The organism is Pseudomonas sp. DSV-1, from assembly GCF_035830915.1.
Lineage (GTDB): Bacteria > Pseudomonadota > Gammaproteobacteria > Pseudomonadales > Pseudomonadaceae > Aquipseudomonas.
The window spans coordinates 460962-475923 of sequence record NZ_JAYMYG010000001.1 but is presented as its reverse complement, the minus strand read 5'-3'; the positions used below and the strand labels follow the sequence as shown (position 1 = coordinate 475923).

Below are 14962 nucleotides of genomic sequence, written 5' to 3'. Positions count from 1 at the left end.
TGTCACAGCTGTCACAGCGGCCCTCCCCCAACCACCGACTAAAACCTGCAAAGCCCCGGTCTGCAAGGCTTTCACAAATATGGCCCAGCCCTTGCTCCTGCTTCTGCCAGCGCCACAGCGCGTCCTCCCATAAGCACAATAAAGCCAGGAGACACACCCCATGCGTTACGCACAACCCGGTACAGAAGGCTCGATCGTCTCGTTCAAGAGCCGCTACGGTAACTACATCGGCGGCGAATTCGTGGCGCCCGTCAAAGGCCAGTACTTCACTAACACCTCGCCTGTGAACGGCAAAGCCATCGCCGAATTCCCGCGCTCGACCGCAGAAGACATCGACAAAGCCCTCGACGCCGCCCATGCCGCTGCCGATGCATGGGGCGCGACCTCCGTGCAGGCGCGCTCTCTGGTACTGCTGAAAATCGCTGACCGTATCGAACAGAACCTCGAACTGCTGGCCGTGACCGAAACCTGGGACAACGGCAAAGCCGTGCGCGAAACCCTGAACGCCGACGTGCCCCTGGCCGCCGACCACTTCCGTTACTACGCCGGTTGCATCCGCGCCCAGGAAGGCAGTGCCGCCGAAATTGACGGCAATACCGTGGCCTACCACATCCACGAGCCGCTGGGTGTGGTCGGACAGATCATCCCGTGGAACTTCCCGCTGCTGATGGCCGCCTGGAAGCTTGCGCCAGCACTGGCTGCCGGTAACTGCGTGGTGCTCAAACCCGCCGAGCAAACTCCGCTGAGCATCACCGTGCTGATGGAACTGATCGGCGACCTGCTGCCACCGGGCGTGCTCAACGTGGTGCAAGGGTTCGGCAAAGAAGCGGGCGAAGCACTGGCCACCAGCAAGCGCATTGCCAAGATCGCCTTCACCGGCTCTACGCCAGTGGGCTCGCACATCATGAAATGTGCTGCCGAGAACATCATTCCGTCGACCGTTGAGCTGGGCGGCAAATCGCCGAACATCTTCTTCGAAGACATCATGCAGGCAGAGCCAACCTTCATTGAGAAAGCCGCTGAAGGCCTGGTGCTGGCGTTTTTCAACCAGGGGGAGGTCTGCACGTGTCCATCCCGGGCACTGATTCAAGAGTCGATCTACGACGACTTCATGAAAGTGGTGATGAAAAAGGTCGAATCGATCAAGCGTGGCGACCCGCTGGACACGGACACCATGGTCGGCGCCCAGGCGTCCGAACAGCAATTCGATAAAATCCTCTCCTACCTTGAAATCGCCAAGAAAGAAGGCGCGCAACTGCTGACCGGCGGTGCCGTGGCCAAGCTCGAAGGCGACCTGGCTACCGGCTATTACATCCAGCCGACCCTGCTCAAGGGCACCAACAAAATGCGTGTTTTCCAGGAAGAAATCTTTGGCCCGGTGGTCAGCATCACCACCTTCAAAGACGAAGCCGAAGCACTGGCGATTGCCAACGACACCGAGTTCGGCCTGGGTGCAGGCCTGTGGACCCGCGACATCAACCGCGCCTACCGCATGGGCCGCGCAATCAAGGCCGGTCGTGTGTGGACCAACTGCTATCACCTGTACCCGGCTCACGCCGCGTTCGGTGGTTACAAAAAATCCGGCGTTGGCCGTGAGACCCACAAAATGATGCTCGACCACTATCAGCAGACCAAAAACCTGCTGGTGAGCTACGACATCAACCCGCTGGGCTTCTTCTAACCCCCCCAATTCCTGTAGTCGCTGCCGCAGGCTGCGAAGGGTTGCACAGCAACCCGTTATCCGGAGCCTGCGCAGTCCAATCGCAGCCTTCGGCAGCGACTACAAGGGATGTGTCAGCTCCTGTGGCCCAGCTCTTGCTTTGCTCCCTGTCATATTTTCTCAAACTATAAAAGAACAGGTGAACCCCATGCCTAGCGAACCTACTCCCGCTTCGGCGGCATCCTCTGTCGACTTTGAAAAGGTCGGCAGCGAATATTTCCAACAACGAGAACTGAAAAAAGGCGCTGCCGGCTGGGTCCTGCTGGTGGGCCTGGGCGTGGCTTATGTGATTTCCGGCGACTATGCCGGCTGGAACTTTGGTCTGGCCCAAGGCGGCTGGGGCGGGATGTTTATCGCCACATTGCTGATGGCCACCATGTACTTGTGCATGTGCTTTTCGCTGGCTGAACTGTCTTCGATGATCCCCACCGCTGGCGGCGGCTACGGCTTCGCACGCAGCGCCTTCGGACCTTGGGGCGGGTTTCTGACCGGTACCGCGATCCTGATCGAATACGCCATCGCCCCCGCAGCCATTGCCGTGTTTATTGGCGCCTATTGCGAGTCGCTCTTCGGGATTGGCGGCTGGATGATCTATCTGGCGTTCTACATCATCTTTATCGGCATCCACATTTTCGGGGTCGGTGAAGCGCTCAAGCTGATGTTTATCATCACTGCCGTGGCCGCCATTGCCCTGGGGGTATTTCTGGTCGCGATGGTGCCGCACTTCAGCGTCGCCAACCTGCTGGATATCCCGGTCACCGAAGCCAAGGGCGCCAGTCCCTTCCTGCCGTTCGGTTATGTCGGCGTCTGGGCTGCCATTCCTTACGCGATCTGGTTTTTCCTCGCGGTCGAAGGCGTACCGCTGGCTGCTGAAGAAACCAAAAACCCCAAGCGTGACCTGCCTCGCGGCCTGATCGGCGCCATGCTGGTACTGGCCACCTTCGCCCTGCTAATCCTGGTGATCGGCCCGGGTGGCGCGGGCGCGAACAGCTTGATGGCCTCGGGCAACCCGCTGGTTGAGGCACTGAGCAAGGCGTATGGCGGCTCCACCTGGATGGGCGGCTTTGTGAACCTGGTGGGCCTGGCCGGTTTGATCGCCAGCTTCTTCTCGATCATTTACGCCTACTCGCGTCAGATCTTCGCCTTGTCCCGCGCAGGCTACTTGCCGCGCAAACTGTCCGAAACCAACAAGAGCAAAGCCCCGGTACTGGCCTTGATCATTCCCGGCATTATCGGTTTTGGCCTGTCGCTGACCGGTCAGGGCGACTTGCTGATTCTGGTGGCGGTGTTTGGTGCAACGATTTCTTACGTGCTGATGATGGCCGCGCACATCACCCTGCGCATTCGTCGCCCCAAAATGGAGCGCCCGTATCGTACGCCGGGCGGTATTTTCACTTCAGGCATCGCTTTGGTGCTCGCCTGCGTCGCGGTCGTTGCCGGTTTCCTGGTAGACCCACGGGTGGTGATTGGCGCTGCGGTGATCTATGGAGTATTAATTGCCTACTTCGCATTCTATAGCCGACATCACTTGGTGGCCGGTACGCCGGAAGAGGAATTCGCGGCTATTCAACAGGCTGAAAAAGCCCTGCACTAACCGCTGAGAAATCCGCCAGGCGCACTGCGCCTGGCGTCATGGAGCACCCTGAATGGCAACTTTCTCCCATGCGGTTGGCACCCAGACCTACCGTTTCGACAGCCTCAAAGACGTAATGGCCAAAGCCAGTCCGGCACGTTCCGGGGATTTTCTGGCAGGCGTGGCCGCACTCAACGACGGCGAACGCGTCGCCGCACAAATGGCGCTGGCTGATATCCCGCTCGCGTATTTCCTGCAAGAAGTGCTGATCCCTTACGAGTCCGACGAAGTCACCCGGCTGATTATCGACAGCCATGACCTGCAAGCCTTCTCTGCAGTGAGCCATCTGACCGTGGGCGGTTTTCGCGACTGGCTGCTCAGCGACGCGGCCGATGAACACAGCCTGCGTGCCCTGGCACCGGGCCTGACGCCCGAGATGGCCGCTGCCGTATCGAAGATCATGCGCGTGCAGGACCTGATCCTGGTGGCCCAAAAGATCCGGGTCGTTACCCGGTTTCGCGGCACCATGGGCCTGCGCGGCCGGCTTTCGACCCGCCTGCAGCCCAACCATCCCACCGACGATCCGGCGGGAATTGCCGCCAGCATTCTTGACGGGCTGCTGTACGGCAACGGCGACGCCATGATCGGCATCAACCCGGCCACCGACAGCATCGCCTCGATCTGCGACTTGCTGAACATGCTCGACGCGATCATCCAGCGCTATGAGATCCCCACCCAGTCTTGCGTGCTGACCCACGTCACCACGTCAATCGAGGCGATCAACCGCGGAGTGCCGCTGGATCTGGTGTTTCAGTCCATTGCAGGCACCGAAGCGGCCAACGCCAGTTTCGGCATCAACCTGAATGTTCTGCAGGAAGGCTATGAAGCGGGTTTAAGCCTCAATCGCGGCACGTTGGGCAACAACTTGATGTATTTCGAAACCGGCCAGGGTAGCGCGCTGTCAGCCAACGCCCATTTCGGCGTGGATCAACAGACCTGCGAGACGCGGGCCTACGCGGTTGCGCGGCATTTCAAGCCGTTTCTGGTCAATACCGTGGTCGGTTTTATCGGCCCCGAGTACCTGTACAACGGCAAGCAGATTATCCGGGCCGGTCTTGAGGACCACTTCTGCGGCAAGCTGCTGGGTGTGCCCATGGGCTGCGACATCTGCTACACCAACCACGCCGAAGCGGACCAGGATGATATGGACAACCTGCTGACGCTGCTGGGCGTGGCCGGGATCAACTTCATCATGGGCATTCCAGGGTCGGACGACATCATGCTCAACTATCAGACCACTTCCTTCCATGATGCGTTGTATGCGCGCAAAACCCTGGGACTCAAGCCTGCACCCGAGTTTGAACAGTGGCTGAGCAAGGTCGGAATTTTCACTCAGGCTGACGGCCGGATTGAGTTCGGTCATCAATTGCCCCCCGCATTTCGCCAGGCGCTGGCTCACCTGGGAGGACGCTAGACATGGCCAACACCCCGACCGACAGCCCAAACCCGTGGCTGGAACTGCGCCGACTGACCCCGGCGCGGATTGCCCTGGGCCGCACCGGTACCAGCATGCCGACCCAGGCCCAGCTCGATTTTCAGTTTGCTCACGCCCAGGCCCGCGATGCGGTCCATTTGCCGTTTGATCACCCGGGCTTGAGCGCGCAGTTGAGCGAGCGCGGCCGCGAAAGCCTGTTGCTGCACAGCGCCGCCATTGACCGCCACAGCTACCTGCAGCGACCGGACCTGGGGCGCAAGCTTAACGACGGCTCCGCACAGCAATTGCGCGACTACGCCCAGGCCAACCCGGGGGGGATCGATGTGGCAGTGGTGGTCGCCGATGGTTTGTCGGCACTGGCCGTTCATCGCCACACCCTGCCGTTTTTGGCGCGCATGGAAGAGCACACGGCGACCGAAGGCTGGTCATTGTCCCCCGTCATTTTGGTGGAGCAAGGCCGTGTGGCCGTGGCCGACGAAATTGGCGAACTGCTGGGGGCACGAATGGTGGTGATGCTGATCGGCGAACGCCCCGGCCTGAGCTCACCCGACAGCCTGGGGCTGTACTTCACCTACGGGCCCAAGATCGGCCTGACCGATGCGTATCGCAACTGCATATCCAATGTACGGCTCGAAGGCTTGAGCTATGGCATGGCCGCTCATCGGCTGGCCTACTTGATGCGCGAAGCCTGCCGTCGGCAATTGTCGGGGGTCAACTTGAAGGATGAGGCACAGGTACAGACCCTGGCCGTGGACGCCCCCAGCGAAAATTTCCTGCTCAAGGGCGATTGAAACTCGCTCTGCCTGGCTGTGCTTGGCTGTGTAGTCGCTGCCGAGGAACGAAGGCTGCGAGCCTTGAATGCCTATGCCCACAACAGCTCGCAGCCTTCGTTCCTCGGCAGCGACTACAGGGTTTTGAACATCAATACACGCCTCGCTACAAACTCAATCTGCAGAATTCATCTCAATCCGTATAATCCAATTCTTTAAAAAAGTACGAAAAAACTACATTCGTTGTAGTTAACTACGCCTCCCTACCCGCACAGACCTGCAGAGCCGGGTCATCAACACAGGTGCTTTACATGGATTTCAACCCGATCGACATTATCCTGCACCTCGATGTGTACCTCGACATGCTGGTGAACAATTACGGGCCATGGATCTACGCCATCCTGTTTCTGGTGATTTTTTGCGAAACCGGCCTGGTGGTCATGCCGTTCCTGCCGGGTGATTCGCTGCTCTTTATCGCAGGCGCTGTAGCTGCAGGCGGCGGCATGGACCCTGTATTGCTCGGGGGCTTGCTGATGCTGGCTGCGATCCTGGGCGACAGCACCAACTACGTGATCGGACGAACGGCAGGGGAACGCTTGTTCAGTAACCCGGACTCGAAAATCTTCCGTCGCGACTACCTGGAAAAAACCCACGACTTCTACGAACGTCATGGCGGTAAAACCGTGACGATGGCGCGCTTCCTGCCGATTTTCCGTACCTTCGCCCCGTTTGTTGCCGGTGTGGCACGCATGTTCTACCCGCGTTTCTTCATGTTCAGCGTGTTTGGCACCATCTTGTGGGTCGGCGGCCTCGTGACCCTGGGTTACTTCTTCGGCAACGTACCTTTCATCAAGAAAAACCTGTCCCTGCTGGTAGTAGGCATCATCTTGCTGTCGCTGGTACCGATGATTATCGGCGTGATCCGCAGCCGCATGGGCCGCACTCCAGCAAAAGCCAAAGCCTGATCGGGACTCGCCTACCATGTGGTCTCTAACTGAATGGCGGCGCCAGCGGATTCTGGCGCAGCACCCGGTGGCATCCGATGTCTGGCACAGCGTGCGCCAGCGGTTGAGCATTCTCGACGGCCTGGATGACGAGCAGGACAAATGGCTGCGCGACAACAGCGTGCTGTTTCTGAAAGACAAGCACCTGACGCCGATGCCCGGTGTTGAACTGACTGAAGAAGGCCGGCTGCTGCTGGCCGCTCAGGCTCAATTGCCCCTGCTCAACTTGGGCGACCTGGACTGGTATCAGGGGTTTCACGAAATCGTGCTGTACCCCGACGACTTCATCAGCCCCCAGCGCCATCGTGACTCCAGCGGCGTAGAGCATGAATGGGAAGGCCATCACAGCGGTGAAGCCTGGGAACATGGCCCGGTGGTTCTGGCCTGGCCCGGGGTTCTGTCGAGCGGCGGCTGGGAAGGTTACAACCTGGTCATCCACGAACTGGCCCACAAACTGGACATGCTCAACGGCGCCGCAAATGGCATGCCGCCATTGCACAGCAGCATGCACGTCAGCGACTGGACCAAGGCCATGCAACAGGCCTACGACCACCTCAATCACTATCTTGATCACCACAACCCCGATCACGCACCGATCGACCCGTATGCAGCCGAAAACCCGGCGGAGTTCTTTGCGGTCACCAGCGAATACTTTTTCAGCGCGCCAGACCTGTTGAACCATGCTTACCCGCTGGTCTATCAACAACTGAGCCTGTTTTATCGCCAGGACACGCTTGCACGCCTCAAACAGCTGCAAAGCGAACACCCCGAATACCGCGCACAGCACTGATCGCCCAAGGGTGACGTCCTTATAGGAATACGCCTATAATCGCCGCCACTTTTTGGCCAAATCGGCCAACCAAACTGGCCTACTAACGGGGGCACCGCCCAATGAGCTACAGCAAGATTCCGGCTGGCAAAGACCTGCCGAATGACATCTACGTCGCTATCGAGATTCCGGCTAACCACGCGCCGATCAAATATGAAATCGACAAAGACAGCGATTGCCTGTTCGTTGACCGCTTCATGGCTACCCCGATGTTCTACCCGGCCAACTACGGCTTTATCCCGAACACCCTGGCCGACGACGGTGATCCGCTGGACGTGCTGGTTGTTACCCCTTACCCGGTAGCTCCAGGTTCGGTTATCCGTGCTCGCCCGGTTGGCATCCTGCACATGACTGACGACGGCGGCGGCGATGCCAAAGTTGTTGCAGTACCTCACGACAAGCTGTCCCAGCTGTACGTTGACGTGAAAGAGTACACCGACCTGCCACCTCTGCTGATTCAGCAAATCCAGCACTTCTTCGAGAACTACAAAGATCTCGAAAAAGGCAAATGGGTGAAGATCGAAGGTTGGGGCGATGCTGAAGCCGCCCGCGCCGAAATCACCAAATCGGTTGCTGCCTACAAAGGCTAAGCAACCCGTTAAAAAAACCTCGGCTCGCCGGGGTTTTTTTATGCCCGTATAAACGCAATGCAACAACCCGTTTACGGGATTTAAAATGCCCACCCAAGATTTGTAGGAAATTTCGCCGAAAGACTCGGAAATTTCTTGTTTTTATAGCGCTTTTTTGAACGTTTAGTTTATTTAAACAGCCGAGTCTTGCCCGTAGACTCTGTGTTCATGAATACATCCGGTGATCGCCTGAAAGCCCTCCTGCGGGAGTGCCATTTAACCGCTTCGGACTTCGCAGCCAATCGCCGCGTTACGCCGCAGCACGTCAACAACTGGTTCAAGCGAGGCATCCCGATGGCTCGGCTGGACGAAATCGCCGAGCTGCTGTGCGTCCACAGCCGCTGGTTGCGTACCGGCGAAGGAAACAAGCATCCGGGGCTTGGTGACAGCCACGACGAAATGGCGCCCTTCCAGGCGCCGGAGCAGCACAAGCCTGCTGCCAGCCTCGAAGTTGAAGTGCCTTTCTACAGCGAAGCCCTGCACCCGGATGGCTCGGGCAGAACCCGAGTGATGCACATTCCTGGCTGTACCGTGCGATTGAGCTGCTCGGTTCTGGAGGCCATGGACGTCAGCCCCGACCACGCCCTGTGTGTTGCCATGATCGGCAACCACATGGCGCACAAGATCCAGGACGGCTCCACTGTCGCCATCGACCGCAGCCTGACCCACATCGTCGACGGCGAACTATATGCCCTCGAACAGGACGGCATGCTGCGAATCAAATACGTCTACCGCCTGCCCAACAATGGCCTGCGCTTGCGCAGCCACAACCCTCTGGAATCTGCGGACGAAGTGTTCAGCGCCGGCGAAGTTCAGGCGCAGCAGATACGCATATTGGGATGGGTATTTTGGTGGTCCACGCTCAACCGCCGCCGCCCCCAAGTGCCATACACGCTGGAGGAATAACATTGAGGCGGGCTTTTAGTGGGAAAAGCACCTGAATCCCAGTATGATTCCCCGCACTTGCGCATCCCTCCTCGCTTCAGGCGAGCCGGAATGCAGGGCCAGACCGCAAAAAGCCGTCACGCCCCACACCCAGTCGCAACGCGCTGGATGTCCCGATTGAAGGCGAGTACGGCTTACCAAAAATAAGCCAAACCCGCCCCCGAGAAGCCGGCCACAAGCCGGCTTTTTAATGCCTGCAAAAAAGTGACCAGCCCCGCTCAGCCCTCCCCCTGCCAATGTCGACACTTCGAGGTTTTTCCCACGCCCGGATTGAAGGCATTGCACGGATCCAGCTCCTTGTAGAACGCCTTCAGATCGGGTTTCGCAGGATAGAGATGGCCGACGTTATGCTCTGCCGGGTATTCAGCACCACGCTCGTCCAGAAGCGCCCACATCGCATGCTCCACCGCCAGGCAATCGCTGCCCTTGCGCACGATGTAATCCTGATGGAAGACGTGACAGAAGAAATGCCCGTAGTACAACTTCAGTACCAGTTGCTGCTCAATGGATGCCGGTAGCGTCTCGAACCAGTCGCGGTCGTTGCGCGCCAGGGCGATGTCCAGCGCCACGATATCTTCAACCGTTTTGTCATGGATCGCCCGATACCGAATCGCCGCACCGGCTGCCGCGAACCGATGCAGGAACGCCTTGCTGCCCTCCTCTGCAGTGCAGCGAAAGTAATCTCCCTCGCGCCCCTCGAACAATTGACTCAGGTAAGCCTCGGCCGGTTCAAGGGAAGCCGCCGAGACCTTGAGCATCAAGTAATGCTCATACCGCTGACGAAAGTTGGCCATGCGCTTGGGAAGGTGATCGGGAAAGCATCGCGCGATGCCTTGCAGGACGCGGTCTGATAAGTGCGGTCGCAACCCGCTGAACCGCCCGAGAAAGTTGTCCACCCGGCTTTTGAGGGCAAACATTTTCGGCAGGCGCCGGGTGCCCAGGTGATGGATCATCAGAAAGGTGTCCTTCCCGTACTCAGCCGCCACGTCATAAGCATCGCGGTGCATGTATTCACCGGCGATGGGCAGCTCGGAAAAATGTTCGAGCATGTGCCGACGGATGTCGGTCAGGTCGGCGGAATCGTTGGTGCCAATGTATAAGACCGCGGTATCGCATTCGGCGGCAAAGGTGTCCAGGCGCACCGCGAACACCGCCAACTTGCCCGCACTGCCGCTGGCCTCGTGCAGGCGCTGTTTGTCCGCATTGAACCGGGCTGGTGTGGACGCGTCGATATCACGCACATGGTCCGCATAGCCATGATCGGACCCACGCCCGGCGTCGGCCTTGATATCCGCTTCGCTGTATCGACCGGCATCCAGGTTGCTCAGGATCTGCTCGGGGGTATCTCCCAGATTGACCCCCAGGTGGTTGACCAGATGCAACTGGCCCTGTGCATCGAGTTGGGCATACAGCGACATCTCGGTATAGGCCGGGCCGCGGCGTATCAACGAGCCCCCGGAGTTGTTGCAGACGCCACCGAAGACCGAGGCCCCTATGCACGAAGAACCGATTACCGAGTGCGGTTCGCGGCCCAGGGGCTTGAGCACTGCTTCCAGCTGATCCAGGGTTGAGCCGGGAAAACAGATCACCTGCCGCCCCTCCTCGATCACCTGGACCTTGCGCATGCGCAGGGTATTGATGATCACGACCTTGCGATCGTATACGCCATCTGGGGTCGAGCCGCCGGTCAAGCCGGTATTGGCCGCCTGCATGATGACGATCAGGTCGGCGCCGACACAGGCTTTGACCACCTGCCATTGCTCAAGCAACGAACCCGGGCATACCACAGCGACGGCGTTGCCCTGACCAAAACGAAAGCCCTGGCGAAAACGCACCGTGTCGCTGGCTTGCGTCAGCACATGGCTGGGACCAACGATGGTTTTAAGGTGGGCAATCAGGTCGGGGATGGCAGCTTGATTCAAAGGCGTAACAATGGCGTTCATGGGTATTTCCGAAAATTCAGGCGCGATCAGGCAGGCGCAGTGCTCAGGGAGCGACGCGTTTGACAAGCAGGTGCGGCGTCCACCGATTAAGTGGACGCGCCACGGTCCCTTAGATTTCCAGAATGCCCGACGCCATGTAGCCGCCGTCCACCGGAATCACGTGACCGCTGATATACGAAGAATCGTCGGACGCCAGAAACGCAACCGCCCCTGCCATTTCCGCAGGCGTTCCGTATCGACGCATCGGCACTGACCGAGCGTAGGAGTCCCGGGTTTTGGCCGAGTGCAGCCTCTGGGTCAACGGTGTGTCCACCGGGCCAGGCGCGATGCCGTTGACGGTGATACCCAAGTCGGCCAGCTCCACGGCCATCTGCCGGGTCAGGCCGATGATCGCCGCCTTGGAGGTGCCGTAAGCCGTGCGACCCATGCTCGCCCGCATTCCACTGATGGACGCGACATTGATGATCCGCCCCCAGCCGTTGGACTCCATCAGGCGGGCCGCATGCTGGCCGCACAACAGGGAGCCGGTGAGGTTGATGTTCAATACCCGCTGCCAGTCAGCCAGGTCACACTCCAGGAAGGCCTGGGTCTTGGCGATCCCGGCGTTGTTGACCAGGACATCGCAACGACCGAAGCGCTGGTGCAGCTCCTCGAATGCCGCAGCAATAGACTGCGCGTCGCCCACATCGATGGCCAGCGCCAGCGCTTCAATGCCTTGAGCCTTGAGACCGGCAACCATTTCTTCGGCCGCAGCCAGGTTGATATCGGCAACCACCACGGTATGCCCGTCGTGCCCCAGCCGTTCGGCAATGGCAGCACCAATCCCCATCGCCGCTCCCGTGACCAGGGCCACACGGCCCAGCGCTGCAACAGGCGTGATTTTTCTGTTCGCTAATTGGCTCATGACAAATGCTCTCTTAAAGGAAACCGATGGAGATCCACGGGAAACAGGCAACGATGATCAACGCCACGATCAGTGCGCCGAGGTAACCCCAGACGCGGCGGATAACATGGTCCGAGGACACTTTGCTGATGGCGCAGGCAGCGTAGAAACCGACGCCCAGGGGCGGTGCGAACAGACCGATACCCATGGCCAGGATCACCACCATCGCGTAGTGCACCGGGTGGATCCCGAGCATTTCCGCCAACGGGAACATCAGCGGACCGAACAGCACGATCGCCGGGATCCCCTCCAGGACGCTGCCCAGAATCACGAACACAAGAATGGTTACGACCATGAAGCCAATCGTGCCCCCCGGAATCTCGCTGATCAGGTCCACCAGCGCGGCCGAGAACCCGGACTGCGTGAGTGCCCAGGCCATTGCAGATGCCATACCGATGATCAGCAAAATCGAGCCGGACAATGCCCCTGCCTCGAGCATCATCGGGTACACCCTTCTGAACTCGATGTGGCGCATGAACAGGTGCATCACCAGTCCGACCATCACCACATAAGCCACACCGATGGTTGAGACTTCGGTGGCGGTGGCTGCGCCTTCCAGCACGGCCACTCGAATCAGCAATGGCAGCGCCAGAGCAGGCAAGGCGATCATGAACGTGCGGGCGATGACCGACAGCGGTGCGCGCTTGACGGTGGGCATGGCCTCCTTGCGTGAACGCCACCAGCACACCAGCGCGATGACCACGGTGGCAACCACCGCCGGCATCAGACCGCCGATGAACAAGGCCGTAATGGACACACTGCAGACCGCACCGATGGTGATCAACACCAGGCTCGGCGGGATCGTCTCGGTCATGGCTCCGGTGGCTGCCAGCAACGCCGCCAGTTCTTCAGGTTCGGAGCCACGTTTCTTCATTTCAGGAAACAGCGCCGGAGCCACCGCTGCCATGTCGGCAACCTTGGAGCCGGAAATCCCCGATACCAGAAACATCGCCCCCAGCAACACATACTGCAACCCGCCCCGCACATGCCCCAGCAGTGAGGCCATGAAATCGATCAACGTCTTGGCCATGCCCGAAAGCTGCAGCACCACCCCCAGCATGACGAACAGCGGCACCGCCAGCAGCACCATGTGCGACATGCCTTCGTCCATGCGCCCGACCACGATCGACAACGGCGCGTGGGTGACCAGCGCCAGATAGGCGATGGTTGCAGTACCGAAGGCGAAGGCGATCGGGATGCCACCAAACACGCAGGCGCCCAGCAGCACCAGGAAGAAGATGATCAGGTTGTAGTTACCCATCCCCACCAGCAGCGGCTGGCTGAGCCACAAAGCAGCGGCAACGACCGCCACCACGCCGACCCCGGCCATGAACTGGCGCATCGTGGAATACCGCGCCATGCGCGACACCGCAGCCAGCAGCATCAGTATCGCGCCGACCGGCAACGCCGCAGCCCGCAAGCCGTCGGGGATGCCCAGGGCCGGAGTCGTGATCGACATCTGCTCATGGGAGTGCTCCATGGCTGGCCCGATGATCACCAGTACGAACAGGCACACCACCAACGCCGAAAGCGTTTCACAGAATCCGCGCCAGGCCACCGGAAGCTTGTTCACCAGGGCGGACATGCGCATGTGTTCGCCGCGGTCCAGGGCCAGCACCGAGCCGAACATGGCCAGCCAGATGAACAGCGAAGAGGCCAGTTCGTCCGCCCAGATCAACGGGTTGTGCATCACGTAGCGGGAAATCACACCCGCCAGCAACACGCAGGTCTCGATCACCAGCAGAGCAACGGTGATCGCTCCGACCACATGAATGGACCAGGTATTGAGAAACACGAGCGCCCGGGCCGGCAGGCGCATGGAAGTAGTGGGGGCCACTGCCACCGACGCGCCCATCATGCGAGTTTCCCGGAGTATTTTTCGAGGATTGCCCAGGCAGCGTCGCCGAACTTTTCGTGCCAGTCGGCGTAGTAGTTGGCGGACTGCAGGCGCTCACGGAACGGCTCCGGCGGCGACTCGACCAACTCCAGGCCCTGCTGTTTCAAAGTCTCGCGGATGGTGCCTTGAAGCTTGGCGAGGTCATTGCGCTGGGACATGACGGCAGTGTTGATGTGCTTGCTGACAATGGCTTGCAAATCCGCAGGCAGGCGGCTGAACGAGGCATTGTTGCCCAGCATCCAGAAACCATCCCAGACGTGGTTGGTCAGCGAGCAGTATTTTTGCACTTCGTAGAGTTTGGCCGACGAGACCAGGGTCAGGGGATTTTCCTGGCCTTCGACAATGCGGGTCTGCAGCGCCGAATACACTTCCGAGAAGTTGATGCTGGTGGGGGCGGCCTCAAATGCGCGGAAGATCGACATGATGATCGGGCTGGGCGGCACGCGCAGTTTCATGGCCTTCAGGTCGTCAGGGGTCACGATCGGCCGGGTACTGGTGGTGGTTACCCGAAAACCGTTGTCCCAGATCTTGTCGAAGGCGAACAGGGTATCGGTCTTGGCAATTTCAGATCGAACGTGGGCACCCAGCTCGCCGTCCATCGCGCTCCAGACTTGATCGTAATCCTTGAACGCGAACCCCACCGCGCTGATCTGCACCGACGGCACCAGGGTGCCGAGAATCACCGGCGACAGGGCGAACATGTCGACGGCGCCAGAGCGCACCTGCGCCAGGGTGTCGGTGTCGCTGCCCAGCTGGCTGCTGGGGAATACCTGGATCTGTACCGCACCGTTGGTTTCTTCGCGTACCGCCTTGGCCATTTCCCGTGCCCGCACATTCATCGAGTGGGTGATAGGCAGGTTGTTGGCAAATTTAAGCTTGAACTCGGCGGCCTCACTCTTGCCGCTGTAAAGGCCAAGCCCTGCGGTCGCGACGGCAGCGGACGCAAGGGAGGCCGTTTTGAGAAAATTGCGGCGAGTAAAGTCGCTCATTTGGTTCTCCTGACTTTATTATTTTTATGGATCAATGACCGTGAAATAGGCACTGGATACGCAAGCTATAGCAATTCAGGTGCCACGAAAGACGCAGCCCTGGTGGAGGGGAACCAGGTTTGTATTCAACTGGCTGTTTTCACTAGGAAAAATATCCTACTCACTAGTGTTTCAATTTCTTACAGCACTCAGGGTAGGACGGGCGATGTGACAGGTGTCTCCCTC

General features: G+C 59.5%; 12 protein-coding genes. 8 read left to right on the top strand and 4 right to left on the bottom strand.

Going from position 1 to position 14962, the window contains the following annotated elements; translation table 11 throughout:
- The first annotated feature begins 160 nt into the window (after positions 1–160).
- The 8 genes from exaC to VSQ83_RS02250 all read left to right on the top strand — a co-directional run bounded on the left by exaC (position 161) and on the right by VSQ83_RS02250 (position 8926).
- Positions 161–1681 carry an acetaldehyde dehydrogenase ExaC gene (gene exaC / locus VSQ83_RS02285; protein WP_133077036.1) on the top strand — a complete coding sequence of 507 codons (1521 nt, stop codon included), beginning with the start codon at positions 161–163 and terminating at the stop codon, positions 1679–1681.
- Positions 1682–1868: 187 nt separating this feature from the next.
- Positions 1869–3314, top strand: a complete 1446-nt coding sequence (gene eat, locus VSQ83_RS02280; RefSeq protein WP_219262629.1) for an ethanolamine permease — start codon at positions 1869–1871, stop codon at positions 3312–3314.
- A 52-nt stretch (positions 3315–3366) separates the two neighbouring features.
- Complete coding sequence (locus VSQ83_RS02275) at positions 3367–4767, top strand: ethanolamine ammonia-lyase subunit EutB (RefSeq protein WP_133077038.1); 1401 nt, start codon at positions 3367–3369, stop codon at positions 4765–4767.
- A 2-nt stretch (positions 4768–4769) separates the two neighbouring features.
- Positions 4770–5579, top strand: a complete 810-nt coding sequence (gene eutC, locus VSQ83_RS02270; protein ID WP_219262628.1) for an ethanolamine ammonia-lyase subunit EutC — start codon at positions 4770–4772, stop codon at positions 5577–5579.
- A gap of 290 nt (positions 5580–5869) precedes the next feature.
- A complete protein-coding gene (locus tag VSQ83_RS02265) occupies positions 5870–6523 on the top strand; it encodes a DedA family protein (RefSeq protein WP_133077040.1) in 654 nt (217 codons plus the stop codon).
- Positions 6524–6539: 16 nt separating this feature from the next.
- Positions 6540–7352 carry a zinc-dependent peptidase gene (locus VSQ83_RS02260; protein WP_133077041.1) on the top strand — a complete coding sequence of 271 codons (813 nt, stop codon included), beginning with the start codon at positions 6540–6542 and terminating at the stop codon, positions 7350–7352.
- Positions 7353–7453: 101 nt separating this feature from the next.
- Positions 7454–7981: an inorganic diphosphatase gene (gene ppa / locus VSQ83_RS02255; RefSeq protein ID WP_016779241.1), complete on the top strand. Its 528-nt coding sequence runs from the start codon at positions 7454–7456 to the stop codon at positions 7979–7981.
- A 207-nt stretch (positions 7982–8188) separates the two neighbouring features.
- Positions 8189–8926, top strand: coding sequence for a LexA family transcriptional regulator (locus VSQ83_RS02250; RefSeq protein WP_326425166.1), 738 nt, complete (start codon positions 8189–8191; stop codon positions 8924–8926).
- 257 nt (positions 8927–9183) lie between these two features.
- On the opposite strand, the gene dld is transcribed toward VSQ83_RS02250, so the two are convergent.
- From dld to VSQ83_RS02230, 4 genes are all read right to left on the bottom strand, one after another.
- On the bottom strand, positions 9184–10908 hold the full coding sequence (gene dld, locus VSQ83_RS02245; protein ID WP_133077043.1) for a D-lactate dehydrogenase: 1725 nt from the start codon (positions 10906–10908) through the stop codon (positions 9184–9186).
- Between the two features lie 109 nt (positions 10909–11017).
- A complete protein-coding gene (locus VSQ83_RS02240) occupies positions 11018–11812 on the bottom strand; it encodes an SDR family NAD(P)-dependent oxidoreductase (RefSeq protein WP_133077044.1) in 795 nt (264 codons plus the stop codon).
- A gap of 13 nt (positions 11813–11825) precedes the next feature.
- The gene (locus VSQ83_RS02235) at positions 11826–13709 is read right to left on the bottom strand and encodes a TRAP transporter large permease (protein WP_133077045.1); all 1884 of its coding nucleotides are present in this window, start codon (positions 13707–13709) and stop codon (positions 11826–11828) included.
- Entirely contained in the window at positions 13706–14737 is a 1032-nt protein-coding gene (locus VSQ83_RS02230) for a TRAP transporter substrate-binding protein (protein ID WP_133077046.1), read from the bottom strand. Before VSQ83_RS02230 ends, VSQ83_RS02235 begins: the two co-directional genes overlap by 4 nt.
- Positions 14738–14962: the final 225 nt, after the last annotated feature.

Bases quoted from the DNA above. Each gene is read 5' to 3' on its own strand.
- eutC (WP_219262628.1), top strand. From the start codon at position 4,770: ATGGCCAACACCCCGACCGACAGCCCAAACCCGTGGCTGGAACTGCGC.
- VSQ83_RS02260 (WP_133077041.1), top strand. From the start codon at position 6,540: ATGTGGTCTCTAACTGAATGGCGGCGCCAGCGGATTCTGGCGCAGCAC.
- VSQ83_RS02265 (WP_133077040.1), top strand. From the start codon at position 5,870: ATGGATTTCAACCCGATCGACATTATCCTGCACCTCGATGTGTACCTC.
- VSQ83_RS02275 (WP_133077038.1), top strand. From the start codon at position 3,367: ATGGCAACTTTCTCCCATGCGGTTGGCACCCAGACCTACCGTTTCGAC.
- VSQ83_RS02235 (WP_133077045.1), bottom strand. From the start codon at position 13,709: ATGATGGGCGCGTCGGTGGCAGTGGCCCCCACTACTTCCATGCGCCTG.
- ppa (WP_016779241.1), top strand. From the start codon at position 7,454: ATGAGCTACAGCAAGATTCCGGCTGGCAAAGACCTGCCGAATGACATC.
- VSQ83_RS02250 (WP_326425166.1), top strand. From the start codon at position 8,189: ATGAATACATCCGGTGATCGCCTGAAAGCCCTCCTGCGGGAGTGCCAT.
- dld (WP_133077043.1), bottom strand. From the start codon at position 10,908: ATGAACGCCATTGTTACGCCTTTGAATCAAGCTGCCATCCCCGACCTG.
- VSQ83_RS02240 (WP_133077044.1), bottom strand. From the start codon at position 11,812: ATGAGCCAATTAGCGAACAGAAAAATCACGCCTGTTGCAGCGCTGGGC.
- eat (WP_219262629.1), top strand. From the start codon at position 1,869: ATGCCTAGCGAACCTACTCCCGCTTCGGCGGCATCCTCTGTCGACTTT.
- exaC (WP_133077036.1), top strand. From the start codon at position 161: ATGCGTTACGCACAACCCGGTACAGAAGGCTCGATCGTCTCGTTCAAG.
- VSQ83_RS02230 (WP_133077046.1), bottom strand. From the start codon at position 14,737: ATGAGCGACTTTACTCGCCGCAATTTTCTCAAAACGGCCTCCCTTGCG.